At 62.0% G+C, this 13,108-nt stretch carries 11 protein-coding genes; 4 read left to right on the plus strand and 7 right to left on the minus strand.

What is annotated here, in order from left to right; translation table 11 throughout:
- Window positions 1-35: 35 nt before the first annotated feature.
- The 4 genes from BW979_RS18035 to BW979_RS18050 all read left to right on the plus strand — a co-directional run bounded on the left by BW979_RS18035 (window position 36) and on the right by BW979_RS18050 (window position 4,692).
- Entirely contained in the window at window positions 36-1,415 is a 1,380-nt protein-coding gene (locus tag BW979_RS18035; protein ID WP_076384902.1) for a UDP-glucose dehydrogenase family protein, read from the plus strand.
- Between the two features lie 173 nt (window positions 1,416-1,588).
- The gene (locus tag BW979_RS18040; RefSeq protein WP_076384904.1) at window positions 1,589-2,296 is read left to right on the plus strand and encodes an HPP family protein; all 708 of its coding nucleotides are present in this window, start codon (window positions 1,589-1,591) and stop codon (window positions 2,294-2,296) included.
- A gap of 134 nt (window positions 2,297-2,430) precedes the next feature.
- Entirely contained in the window at window positions 2,431-3,537 is a 1,107-nt protein-coding gene (locus BW979_RS18045) for an enoyl-CoA hydratase/isomerase family protein (protein ID WP_076384906.1), read from the plus strand.
- Between the two features lie 3 nt (window positions 3,538-3,540).
- Window positions 3,541-4,692: an acyl-CoA dehydrogenase family protein gene (locus BW979_RS18050; protein WP_047226493.1), complete on the plus strand. Its 1,152-nt coding sequence runs from the start codon at window positions 3,541-3,543 to the stop codon at window positions 4,690-4,692.
- 126 nt (window positions 4,693-4,818) lie between these two features.
- Here the strand turns inward: BW979_RS18050 and BW979_RS18055 are convergent, their stop codons facing one another.
- The 7 genes from BW979_RS18055 to pssA all read right to left on the minus strand — a co-directional run bounded on the left by BW979_RS18055 (window position 4,819) and on the right by pssA (window position 13,006).
- The gene (locus BW979_RS18055) at window positions 4,819-5,592 is read right to left on the minus strand and encodes an enoyl-CoA hydratase (RefSeq protein WP_047226494.1); all 774 of its coding nucleotides are present in this window, start codon (window positions 5,590-5,592) and stop codon (window positions 4,819-4,821) included.
- A 13-nt stretch (window positions 5,593-5,605) separates the two neighbouring features.
- Entirely contained in the window at window positions 5,606-6,733 is a 1,128-nt protein-coding gene (locus BW979_RS18060) for an acyl-CoA dehydrogenase (protein ID WP_047226495.1), read from the minus strand.
- Between the two features lie 9 nt (window positions 6,734-6,742).
- Complete coding sequence (locus BW979_RS18065; protein ID WP_160892687.1) at window positions 6,743-7,930, minus strand: acetyl-CoA C-acyltransferase; 1,188 nt, start codon at window positions 7,928-7,930, stop codon at window positions 6,743-6,745.
- Between the two features lie 11 nt (window positions 7,931-7,941).
- The gene (locus BW979_RS18070) at window positions 7,942-8,703 is read right to left on the minus strand and encodes an SDR family NAD(P)-dependent oxidoreductase (protein ID WP_076384910.1); all 762 of its coding nucleotides are present in this window, start codon (window positions 8,701-8,703) and stop codon (window positions 7,942-7,944) included.
- A gap of 16 nt (window positions 8,704-8,719) precedes the next feature.
- Entirely contained in the window at window positions 8,720-10,384 is a 1,665-nt protein-coding gene (locus BW979_RS18075) for an AMP-binding protein (protein WP_047226498.1), read from the minus strand.
- 250 nt (window positions 10,385-10,634) lie between these two features.
- Window positions 10,635-11,651, minus strand: a complete 1,017-nt coding sequence (locus BW979_RS18080; RefSeq protein WP_076384912.1) for an AraC family transcriptional regulator — start codon at window positions 11,649-11,651, stop codon at window positions 10,635-10,637.
- 11 nt (window positions 11,652-11,662) lie between these two features.
- Entirely contained in the window at window positions 11,663-13,006 is a 1,344-nt protein-coding gene (gene pssA / locus BW979_RS18085) for a CDP-diacylglycerol--serine O-phosphatidyltransferase (protein ID WP_076384914.1), read from the minus strand.
- Between the last annotated feature and the right edge of the window lie 102 nt (window positions 13,007-13,108).

A 13,108-nucleotide genomic window follows, 5' to 3' on the forward strand; every position in this document is an offset into this window, starting at 1 on the left:
GCCTGCCCGTTCGGAAGTCATCCAGGGAGTCCGCCATGAAAATCAGTGTATTCGGTAGTGGTTACGTGGGATTGGTGCAAGCGGCGGTGTTGGCCGAGGTGGGCCATGACGTGGTGTGCATGGACATAGACGAACAGAAAGTCGAAAGCTTGCGCCAGGGCCAGGTGAGTATTTTCGAACCCGGTCTGGCCGCGCTGGTGCGTGAGGGATTAGAAGCCGGACGTCTGCATTTCACCCACGATGAAAAGCTTGCGGTGCAGCACGGTCAGGTGCTGTTCATCGCCGTGGGTACGCCTTCCAGGGAAGATGGCTCGGCCGATTTGAGTCAGGTCCTGGCCGTCGGTGAGGCGGTCGCTCGTTACCGCGAACTACCGGTCCTTGTCGTGGAGAAATCCACTGTACCGGTGGGCACCGGCGACGCCCTGCGGGCGCACATCGACAAATGCCTGCTCAAGGCCGGCCGTTTGTTGCAGTTCGATATCGTGTCCAACCCCGAGTTTCTCAAGGAAGGCTCGGCAGTGGCCGATTGTCGCCGTCCGGATCGCATCGTGATCGGCTGTGAACGCGATGAAGTGCGCGACACCATGCGCGACTTGTACGCGCCCTTCAATCGCAACCATGACCGGATCCTTTTCATGGACCTGCGCAGCGCCGAGCTGACCAAGTACGCAGCCAACGGCATGCTGGCGACGAAGATCAGCTTCATCAACCAGATCGCGGAGCTGGCGGAACACCTGGGCGCTGACATCGAAGCCGTGCGCCTGGGCATCGGCGCGGACTCGCGCATCGGTTATCACTTCATTTACCCGGGCTGCGGCTACGGTGGCTCGTGTTTTCCCAAGGACATGCGCGCGCTGATCCACACGGCCGAGCAAGCCCACTGCTCCAGCGATCTGTTGCAAGCGGTGGAAACCATCAACCAACGGCAGAAGCACAAGCTGTTCGAACGCATCCAGGCGTTCTACAAAGGCGATTTGCGCGGTAAAACCTTCGCGGTGTGGGGCTTGGCCTTCAAGCCCAACACCGACGACATGCGCGATGCGCCGAGTCGTACCCTGCTGGAGGCGTTGTGGGGGGCCGGTGCCAGTGTCCGCGCCTTTGACCCAGAGGCCATGCAGCAGACCCAGCAGCTGTATCCCGACGAATCGAAGCTGATGTTGATGGGCACGCCGGAATCGGTTTTGCCGGGGGCCGATGCACTGGTGATCTGCACTGAATGGCAACCGTTCAAGGCGCCGGATTTCGACCTGATCCAGCAACGGCTCAAGGCTGCGGTGATTTTCGATGGCCGCAACCTGTATGACCCGGACCGCATGGCAGACAAGGGCTTTACCTATTTCCCCATAGGGCGCGGGCAATCGTGCAACCTGCCTATCGCTCAGCAAACCTGGTTTCAAGCGTCCAGAAGCGCATGATCTTCCTTACCTCAAAATAAGTGCACTCAAACAGCATTAATATGAATTTGTAAGCAAGGGCCGCGAACGGCACACTGTGCATCGTTCCTCCCCCAACTGTTGGAACACTTAAAGGGCTTTCAGGGATTCTCCCGTAAGCCCCTTTTTTTGTTCGTTTTTTGGATTTCCGCTTAATGCTTTCTCGCTGGTTCCCCGCTGCTATCAATACCCGCCCCACCGAATGGAGCCGGGCCGCCATCGGTATGGCCCTGGGTACGATGTTCAGTGTCTGGCTGTGTGGCCAGGTGTTTGGCCTTGAGGTGGCGCAACACTTGATTGGCCCACTCGGCGCCTCGGCCGTGCTGTTGTTTGCCGTCTCCTCAGGCGCCCTCGCCCAGCCCTGGTCGATCTTCGGCGGTTACTTGTGCGCCTCGGTGGTGGCATTGCTGGTGGCCCATGTCCTGGGCCGTACCCTGGGGAGCGCCTGTCTGGCGGCCGGCATGGCGCTGGTGTTGATGTGCTGGCTGCGTTGCCTGCACCCTCCGGCGGGCGCCCTGGCGGCGACGATGGTATTGGCCGATCCGTCGATCATCGCCCTGGACTGGCAAGCTGTCGGTGCCGCGATGCTGGCCGGTTCCACCCTGCTCTTGAGTGCATTGGCCTATAACAACCTGACGCGCGTGCGCTATCCCAAGCGCGCCAGCGAGCCGACGCCGGTCATTCCCGCCGACCATTCACCCATCGACCGTCAGGCCATTACGGCTGAGGACTTGAAGCTCGCTCTTGAGCAAATGGAAGCATTCTTTGACGTAACTCCCGAAGATCTCGAGCAATTGATCCACGCCAGCGAACGCAATGCCAGGCGTCGCAGCATCACCGAAGTCCTCTCGGGTCGCGGCTGAGCCTGAGGCTGCTATAAATATGCAGACAGGACCTGCACGTATCCCGGTTGTGCAAGGCAAATTTGCACTGGTACGATCCTGACCGGGTACGCGCGACACAATTCATAAAGAACAATAAAAGCAGGGAGTTAGCGATGACAGCTCAGGTTTCATCACAAGCCTCGGGACCCATCGGAGCCGTGGCTCATGAAGTGCTGGTCGAAGTACGCAACCATATCGGCCACTTGACCCTGAACCGCCCCGCCGGCCTCAATGCCCTGACGCTGGACATGGTGCGCAGCTTGCAGCAACAGCTCGATACCTGGGCTATGGACCCACAGATCCGCGCCGTGGTACTGCGTGGTGCCGGCGAGAAAGCGTTTTGCGCCGGCGGCGATATCCGCTCGCTGTACGACAGCCACAAGCAGGGCGACAACCTGCACCAAGACTTTTTCGTCGAGGAATACGCCCTCGACCTGACGATTCATCACTATCGCAAACCCATCCTCGCCTTGATGGACGGTTTCGTTCTGGGCGGCGGCATGGGCTTGGCACAAGGTGCCGACCTGCGGGTGGTGACCGAACGCAGCCGCCTGGGCATGCCGGAAGTCGCCATCGGTTACTTCCCCGACGTCGGGGGCAGCTATTTCCTGCCGCGTATTTCTGGCGAACTGGGCATCTACCTGGGAGTCAGTGGCGTACAGATCCGTGCTGCCGACGCGCTGTATTGCGGGCTGGCCGACTGGTATCTGGACAGCGACAAGCTCGATCGGCTCGATGAACGTCTCGACCGCCTGGAATGGCACGACACGCCCCTCAAGGACCTGCAAGGCCTGCTGGCGAAGCTCGGCATGCAGCAGTTGCCTGCCCCGCCTCTGGCCGACCTGCGCCCGGCCATCGATCACTTCTTTGCCCTTGCGGACGTGCCAAGCATGGTCGAGCAGTTGCGTCAGGTCACCGTCGCCAACAGCCATGAGTGGGCGCTGAAAACCGCCGACCTGCTGGAGACACGCTCGCCCCTGGCCATGGCCGTAACCCTGGAAATGCTGCGTCGCGGCCGACATTTGAGCCTGGAAGACTGTTTTGCCCTGGAACTGCACCTGGACCGTCAATGGTTCGAGCGCGGCGACCTGATCGAAGGCGTGCGCGCCTTGCTCATCGACAAAGACAAGAACCCGCAGTGGAACCCGCCGACCCTGGGGGCGCTGGACAAGCGCCACGTGGCGAGTTTCTTCGACGGCTTCGACGACCACGGGAACTGAACCATGCACGACCTTGAGCTGACCGAAGAGCAAGTGATGATCCGCGACATGGCCCGGGATTTTGCCCGCGGCGAGATCGCCCCTCATGCCCAGGCCTGGGAAAAAGCCGGCTGGATCGACGACGCCCTGGTGGCGAAGATGGGTGAGCTGGGCCTGCTGGGCATGGTGGTGCCCGAGGAATGGGGCGGTACCTACGTCGATTACGTGGCCTATGCCCTCGCGGTGGAAGAAATCTCCGCGGGCGATGGCGCCACCGGGGCGCTGATGAGCATTCACAACTCGGTGGGTTGCGGGCCGGTCCTCAATTTCGGCACTGACGAACAGAAACAGACCTGGCTGGCCGATCTGGCCAGCGGCCAGGCCATTGGCTGCTTCTGCCTCACCGAACCCCAGGCCGGGTCCGAAGCCCACAACCTGCGCACCCGCGCCGAACTGCGGGACGGCCATTGGGTGATCAATGGCGCCAAGCAATTCGTCAGCAACGGTAAGCGGGCGAAACTGGCGATTGTTTTTGCGGTGACGGATCCTGAGCTGGGCAAGAAAGGCATTTCGGCGTTTCTGGTGCCGACCGACACGCCGGGCTTCATCGTCGATCGCACGGAACACAAGATGGGCATCCGCGCTTCGGATACCTGCGCCGTGACCTTGAACAACTGCACCATCCCCGAAGCCAACCTGTTGGGGGCTCGCGGCAAAGGCCTGGCGATTGCCCTCTCCAACCTGGAAGGCGGCCGCATCGGCATCGCGGCGCAGGCCTTGGGCATCGCCCGTGCAGCGTTTGAAGCGGCCTTGGCTTATGCGCGTGATCGGGTGCAGTTCGACAAGCCGATCATCGAGCACCAGAGCATCGCCAACCTGCTGGCCGACATGCACACCCGCCTGAACGCCGCCCGCCTGCTGATCCTCCACGCCGCCCGCCTGCGCAGCGCCGGCAAGCCATGCCTGTCGGAAGCCTCCCAGGCCAAGCTGTTCGCCTCGGAAATGGCCGAAAAAGTCTGCTCCTCGGCCATGCAGATTCATGGCGGGTATGGGTATCTCGAGGATTATCCGGTGGAGCGCTACTACCGCGATGCGCGGATTACCCAGATCTATGAAGGGTCGAGCGAGATACAGCGGATGGTGATTGCCCGGGAGTTAAAGAACTACCTGGTGTGATGGCTGAAAAAGCATCGCGAGCAGGCTCGCTCCCACATGGGATCTTTGGTGTACGCAATCTCTGTGTACACCTCCGAACCCTGTGGGAGCGAGCCTGCTCGCGATGGCGTCAGTCAGGACGCCGCATTACTTGTCCTGAAACTCCGCCGCCCGTTTGGCCACGAACGCCGCCATGCCTTCCTTCTGATCCTGCGTCGCAAATGCCGCATGGAAGACCCGGCGCTCGAAGCGCACACCTTCGGAAAGGCTGACTTCAAAGGCGCGGTTGACGCTTTCCTTGACCATCATGCTGATGGGCACCGACTTGGAGGCAATCAGAGCGGCGGTTTTCAGCGCGTCGTCGAGCAATTCATCAGCCGGCACGATGCGCGCGACGATGCCGCACCGCTCAGCTTCCACTGCATCGATGAAACGGCCGGTCAGGCACATTTCCATGGCCTTGGCCTTGCCCACTGCGCGAGTCAGCCGCTGGGTGCCACCCATGCCCGGCAGCACGCCCAGGTTGATCTCCGGCTGACCGAACTTGGCATTGTCACCGGCCAGGATAAAGTCGCACATCAACGCCAGTTCGCAACCACCGCCCAAGGCAAACCCGTTCACTGCCGCGATGATCGGCTTGCGCCGGTTAGCCACGCGGTCGCTGTCGCTGAACAAGTCATCGAGGTAGATCTGCGGGTAGGTCAGCTCGGCCATTTCCTTGATGTCGGCACCGGCGGCAAAGGCTTTTTTCGAGCCGGTCAGCACGATGCAGCCAATCTTTGGATCAGCCTCCAATGCATCCAGCGCCTGGTTCAGCTCGCTGACGATCTGCGCGTTCAAGGCGTTCAACGCCTGGGGACGGTTGAGGGTGATCAGGCCAACGCGGTCCTTGATCTCCAATAAAATCGTTTCGTAGCTCATGCAGGACTCCTGTTCAAAGATTGCGCGAAATGACCATGCGCTGAATGTCGCTGGTGCCTTCGTAGATCTGGCAGACCCGCACGTCGCGGTAGATGCGCTCCAGCGGGAAATCGTTGAGGTAACCGTAACCGCCCAGGGTTTGCAACGCCATGGAGCAGACTTTTTCGGCCATTTCCGAGGCGAACAGCTTGGCCATGGACGCTTGCACCAACGCCGGCTGCCCGTTGTCGCGCAAAGCAGCGGCGTAATGGACCATTTGCCGCGCCACGGCGATCTGGGTGGCCATGTCCGCCAGACGGAACGCCACGGCTTGGTGTTCGATAATCGGCTTGCCGAAACTTTGCCGCTCGCGAGCGTAGTCGCGGGCCGCTTCGAACGCCGCGCGGGCCATGCCCACGGACTGCGCCGCGATACCGACCCGCCCGCCTTCCAGGTTCGCCAGGGCGATCTTGTAGCCCTCGCCCTCCTCCCCCAAACGGTTGCCCACCGGCACACGGACATCCTCGAACAGGATCTGGCAGGTGTCGGAGGCATGCTGGCCCAGTTTGTCTTCGACCCGCGCCACGCTGTAGCCCGGCGAATCGGTAGGCACGATGAACGCACTGATGCCACGTTTGCCGGCGCTCGGATCGGTCACCGCAAACACAATCACCACCCCGGCGTTCTGCCCGGAGGTGATGAACTGCTTGCAACCATTGAGCACGTAGTGATCGCCCTCCAACCGTGCCCGGGTCTTGAGGCTACTGGCGTCCGAACCGGCCTGGGGCTCGGTCAATGCAAAGGCACCGAGCATCGCACCGCTGGCCAGGGGGGTGAGGAATTTGGCCTTCTGTTCATCGCTGCCGAACTTGAGGATCGGCACGCAGCCCACCGAGTTGTGCACGCTCATGATGGTCGAGCACGCCCCATCGCCGGCGGCGATCTCTTCCAGGGCCATGGCATAAGTCAGGTAACCGGTGTCGCAACCGCCCCACTGCTCCGGCACGAGCATGCCGAAGAAACCCAGTTCGGCCATTGCAGCAATGGCTTCCTTAGGGAAGCGGTGCTCGCGGTCCCACTCAGCGGCGAACGGTTTCAAGCGCTCCTGAGCGAACTGCCGGGCCACGTCGCTGATTTGAGTCTGTTCTTCAGTTGGGAGCATGGTGATTCCTTAATACAGGCATTCAACGGCCATGGCCGTGGCTTCGCCGCCACCGATGCAGATGGCCGCGACGCCACGCTTGAGGCCTTTCTGGCGCAGGGCCGAAAGCAGCGTCACCAGGATCCGCGCGCCCGACGCACCGATGGGGTGGCCCAACGCGCAGGCGCCGCCATGGACGTTGACCTTGTCGTGGGGGATCTCCAGCGCGCCCATGGTCGCCAACGCCACCACTGCGAAAGCCTCGTTGATTTCAAACAGCTCCACGTCGTCGAGCGACCAACCGGTTTTGTCCATCAGTTTCTTCACCGCGCCGATGGGGGCGGTGGGGAACAGGCTCGGCGTGTCGGCAAAAGCGGCGTGGCCGTGAATCACCGCCAACGGCTTCAGGCCTCGCTCCCGGGCCTGGCTCTGGCGCATCAACACCAGCGCTGCGGCACCGTCAGAGATGGAGCTGGCATTGGCTGCAGTGACCGTTCCGCCCTCACGGAACGCCGGTTTGAGCGAGGCGATCTTGTCCAGGCGGGCCTTGGGCGGCTGCTCATCGTGGCGCACGGTGACCTGTTCCTTGCCGACCATGACCTGCAACGGCACGATCTCGGCGTCGAAACTGCCGTCCTTGATCGCCTGTTGGGCACGGGTGGTGGAAGCGATGGCGAAAGCATCCTGGGCTTCGCGGCTGAAACCATTGGCTTCAGCGCAATCTTCGGCAAAGGTGCCCATCAGGCGGCCCTTGTCGTAGGCATCTTCCAGGCCATCGAGGAACATGTGGTCGAGCACCTTGCCGTGACCCATGCGCAAACCGCTGCGGGCGCGGTCGAGCAGATACGGGGCGTTGGACATGCTTTCCATGCCGCCAGCCACCACCACCTCGGCGCTGCCGGCGATCAGCATGTCATGGGCAAGAATTGCCGCCTCCATGCCCGAACCACACATCTTGTTGAGCGTGGTGCAGCGGGTCGATTTATCGAGCCCGGCCCCCAGTGCGGCCTGGCGCGCCGGAGCCTGGCCCTGGCCTGCCGCGAGCACACAGCCAAACAGCACTTCTTCAACCGCATCAGGGGCAATGCCGGCCCGCTCCACGGCAGCTTTAATGGCGGCGGCTCCCAGTTGCGGAGCGCTGAGGCTTTTCAGTTCACCTTGAAAGCCGCCCATGGGGGTGCGGACGGCGCTGACGATAACAATCGGATCGTTGGACATGACAATTGCTCCTACTTGGCAGCCATACGCAAGGCGCCGTCGAGACGGATCACCTCACCGTTGAGCATGGTGTTTTCAATGATATGCCTGACCAGCCCCGCGTACTCGGCCGGTTTGCCCAGGCGCGGTGGAAAAGGCACGCCAGCGGCCAGGGAGTCGCGTACTTCGGGTGTCATGCCGGCCATCATCGGCGTTTCAAAAATGCCCGGGGCGATGGTCATCACACGGATGCCGAAGCGCGCCAGTTCCCGGGCGGCCGGCAGGGTCAGGCTGGCGATGGCGCCTTTGGAGGCCGCGTAGGCTGCCTGGCCGATCTGGCCGTCGAAAGCCGCCACCGAAGCGGTATTGATGATCACGCCACGCTCACCCTCGGCATCGGCCTCGGTTTCACTGATAGCGGCGGCGGCCAGACGCAACAGATTGAAGCTACCGATCAAGTTGACGTTGATCACCTGGCTGAAGCTGGCCAGCGCGTGCGGGCCGTTCTTGCCGAGGATCTTCTCGCCGCGCACGATGCCGGCGCAGTTCACCAGGCCATTGAGGCCACCGAACGCCGCCAAGGTGGCCTTGACCGCCGCGTCTGCCGCCGCTTCGTTGCTGATGTCCGCCACCACGCTCTGGCAGCCCAGCATCTGCGCCTGGGCAGCCACGGCTTCGGCGTTGAGGTCCACCAGCATCACCTTGGCACCGGCCTTGACCAGCATCTCGCCGGTGGCCGCGCCGAGGCCGGACGCGCCGCCGCTGACGAGGAAAATCTTGTTGTCGATCTGCATCATGGTTTCCTTGGATTCAAGCTGAAACGTTAGGCGCCGCGGCCTCTTGAGCCTTGGCGATCTCCTGGTTGCGCAAGATAAAGCGCTGCAACTTGCCGCTTGGGGTTTTCGGCAAGTCGCTGACAAATTCGATTTCACGGGGATAGGCATGGGCCGCCAGGCGCTTACGCACGTGCTGGCGCAACTCTTCGGCCAGCTCTGGCGCGGCGCGGTATTGGGCGCTGAGCACCACGAAGGCTTTCACCAGTTCGGTGCGTTCGGGATCGGGCTTGCCGACCACCGCCGCCTCGACGACGGCGGGGTGTTCGATCAGTGCGCTTTCCACGTCGAACGGGCCGACGCGATAGCCGGAGGTGGTAATCACGTCGTCGCTGCGGCCGACGAAGCTGATGCTGCCATCGGGGTTGAACTCAACGGTGTCGCCGCTCAGGTAATAATCGCCGACGAAAGCCTTGGTTGGCCCGCCCTCGTAACCGGCGAACCAGCACATCGGTGACTGGCTGCGGTCGACAGCGAGAATGCCCGGCTGGCCCACGCCCAATTCACGGTTATTTTCATCCAGCACCACGATCCGGTGGCCCGGCGAGGCGAAACCAGCCGCGCCCATGTGCACCGGATGTTCCAGAGCGTGGTGATTGCACAGCACCATGCCCAGTTCGGTCTGGCCGTAGTGATCGTGGATCACCACGTTCAGGTTGTCGGCAAACCAGCGGATTACCTCCGGGTTCAGCGGCTCTCCGGCGCTGCTGACCGCGCGCAGCGTGCCCTTGATCGAGCGGGCGAACTGATCGCCCCCGGCGATCAACAAACGATAGGCAGTGGGTGAACCGGCGAGGTTGGTGATGCCGTACTTGTTGATGACTCGGCAAGTGCTTTCCAGGGTGAACGGCCCATCGTAGAACGTGATGGGATGCCCCATGGCCAGAGGGCCGGTCACACCGAAGTAGATGCCGTAGGCCCAGCCCGGGTCAGCGACGTTCCAGAAGGCGTCTTCGGGACGCAGGTCCACGGCGTCACGCATGTAGCTCTGGAATGCGACGATGGCCTTGAGCGGCACCGACAGCGCCTTGGCCGGCCCAGTGGTGCCGGAGGTAAACATCAACAGGAACGGGTCTTCGCCACTGAGCATCACCGGTTCGCACTGGTTTGCATGGTTCGCCACTTCTGCCCAGAAACTGTAATCGCCGCGAACGATGCCCTGGCCTTTTGCGCCGCCGACCGTGACCACTGTGGGACAACCGGCTACATCGTTGAGTTTGGGGCGATTGACCGCGTCGGTGACCACAACACGCGCACCGGAGCTGCCCAGACGGTGTTCGATGGCCTTGGGGCCGAACGCGGTGAACAACGGCTGATACACCGCGCCGATGCGCCACGTGGCGAGTACCACGATCAGCAATTCAGCGGTACGTGGCAGCAGGCCGGCCACCTTGTCACCCTTGCCCACGCCTTGGGCCAGGAGGAAATTGGCAAAACGCGCGGCGTTGTCCTGCAGGTCACGGTAAGTCCAGGTCGCGTCGCTGCCGTCGCGACCCTCCCAGAACAAGGCAATGCGCCCCGGCAATGCATGCCGGTCGCAACACTCGACACAGGCGTTCAATGCCTCGAGCGAGCCGTGCAGTGCGGTGTTGACGGTGTGCAGGTAATCGAACTGTGACGTGGCGGACGAGTAATCGCGCATGACCAGAATCCCTCTGTACTTTTTATTGGTTGGGGGAACCGTAAACAGCAGGGAAATACTCGCGCCGAAGGGCTTGGGCGGCAATGGTCAAAGCCATCAAGTTGCTTGACTGGTTTGGCCATGGTTGGGTGATGTGGCGTCTGGGAGGCCGTTATCGCGAGCAGACTCGCTCCCACCGGGGCAATGCGAACCTTATGTGGGAGCAAGGCTTGCCCGCGATAGCGCAAGCCCAGTCAACCCACATCCCAAATCAGCCAGGATCGTTGAGAATCAGGCTGCGATAATGTCCCGGATTGGACCCGGACCACTTGCGAAACGCCTTGTAGAAGGAGCTGGCATCGGCAAATCCCAGGCGCGCGGCGATTTCCACGAAGCTGATGGAAGGTTCGGCCAGCCAGTTGATGGCCAACTCCTTGCGCACACTGTCCTTGAGCCCTTGATACGTCTGGCCCTCCTCCGCCAAGCGGCGGCGCAGGGTCGAGGCCGAAACGCACAACTGCTGGGCCAGAGCCTCGGTCTCCGGCCACTGCTCGGGTGGCAATTGGCGCAGGTCGTGTCTGATGCGGCTGGCGAGGCTTTGCGGGTCGCGATATTTGACCAGGATGTTGGCCGGTGCCTGGGCCAGAAAGCGGTTGAGTTCCTCGGTGCTGCGTCGGATGGGCAGGTCCAGGCATTCGGCGGAGAAGATCATCCGGGTGCGGGGCCGGTCAAAGCGTAGGTTCCGGGAGAACATCACACGATAGTCGTCGCAGAAATCCGGTTCCGGGCAACGCAACTCAATGGAAAGAATCGGAATACGCCGCCCGGCCAGCCAACAGGCCACGCCATGAACAATCATCCAGTAGGTGAAATAGGTGAAGGCCCGGCGCGGCTCCTGATCGTCCTCCAGCAGGACGATTTCCGCCAGGCTCTGCTGGCGGACCCATTGGGCCGGCAACTGTTCGAACATCAGCGAGAGGAACCCCAGCCCCGCCGTCAGGCCGCTCGCCAGCGTGGGTTGGGCCATGGCGCACTGGCAGAGAAACGCCAGGCTACCCGACTTGAGCTTGCGCGGGTCCATGCCAAAAAACTCGTCATCCAGGCGTCGGGCGAGCAAACGCCAGAGCCGCGCATAAGCATGGGCCGGGACCCGCGCCTGGGAGTCGTCGAGCAACGCAGGGTCTATGCCGACCTTGCTCAGAACCTCATCGGTGGCCGCTCCGGGAGCGCAGCTTTGCAGCAGCGCCTCACGTACCAACTGGATGGAGATGGTGTCTTTTTCCGACATGGCACGAGCTTTCACAGGATCCGGTAAAGCAGCCGCTCGATCCGCACCCGGCTGACCCGTTTCAGAAACCTGGCGACTGCGGCGGGATAGTCCGGCAGGGTTTCCAGGTCCAGATATCGATTGATGCGCCGGGTGTGCTGGTAAATCTGCTCAAGCTCGGCCTGACGCGGCCCCAGCAGTTCGCCCTTGGAGTCATCCAGCAACAAAGCGTTTTCCAGGTCCAGGCGAAACGCCCGTGGATTGAGGTTATTGCCGGTCAGCAAGGTGTAGCGCTCGTCGATCCACATGCCCTTGAGGTGATAGGTATTGTCACCGTCACGCCACAGGTGCAGGTTCAGTTGGCCGCTGTCGATGTAACGCTGATGCCGCTTGGCGAAGCGGCGCAGGCTGATTTCGTAGAGATAGGGCAGCGCGGCGATGATCTTGAACGGCTCGCTGGGCGGCATGTAGAAGTCGTTGGCGGTTTTGTCGCCGACGATAATGTCGATCCTGACCCCGCGAGCCAGCGCGCGATTGATTTCCCGGGTCACCCCCAGGGGCAGATTGAAATACGGCGTGCAGATGGTCAGTTGCCGGCGACTGCTGGCAATCAATTCTCCGATCACCCGGCTCAACGGATTGTTCTTGCCCACGCCCAGCAACGGGCTCACCGACAGGCCGCTCTTGTCGAGGTTGCCGGCCTGCGTGTCATACGCGGCGTACTTGAGCCGGCTGCGCAGATCGCCGATGTCCTTGCGCAGGCTGCGAGTGCTGGGCAGGTTCGGCAAATCCAGACGATGCACGGCGCTGGAGGCAATCAAGCCATGCTGTATCAGGTGCTGCATCGAGTCGGCCAGTGCCTCGTTGCGCAACAGGTGGTATCGGTCGTAGCGGTATTTGTCGAACTTGTGCAGATAGACGTTATTGAGGCTGGCGCCGCTGTAAAGCACACAGTCGTCGATCACGAAGCCTTTGAGGTGCAGCACGCCGAACAACTCGCGAGTCTGCACCGGCACGCCGTAGATCGGCACTTCGCTGGCGTGAGTGCGGGTCTGTTCCTGATACCACGCCGAATTGCCCGGCTGCTTCTTGGCGCCGATCAGCCCGCGCTGGGCCCGCAGCCAGTCCACCACCACGACCACGTCCAGTTCCGGACGCTTGGCCTTGGCGGCGTGCAAGGCATCGAGGATTTCCTGCCCGGCCTCGTCCTCTTGCAGGTACAGGGCGACGATGTAGATGCGCTGGGTGGCCTGGGCGATTTGCTCCAGCAGGCAACGGCGGAACTCGGCGGCGCCATCGAGGATGGTCACGGCATCGGCGGTCAGTGCAAAGCTGCGCAGCTTAGGCAGCAAGGGGCGTTTGAAAAGCGACGGCATAGGGCTCGCAAAAGGTCGAATCCGAAGAGTGGTTGAGCTTACACCATCGATGGGTTCGGGTCTTCAGGGCGTAATGAAAAAACAACTTGACCAAGGAGAACG

The sequence above is a fragment of the Pseudomonas sp. A214 genome (assembly GCF_900156295.1).
GTDB classification, from domain to species: domain Bacteria; phylum Pseudomonadota; class Gammaproteobacteria; order Pseudomonadales; family Pseudomonadaceae; genus Aquipseudomonas; species Aquipseudomonas rhizophila.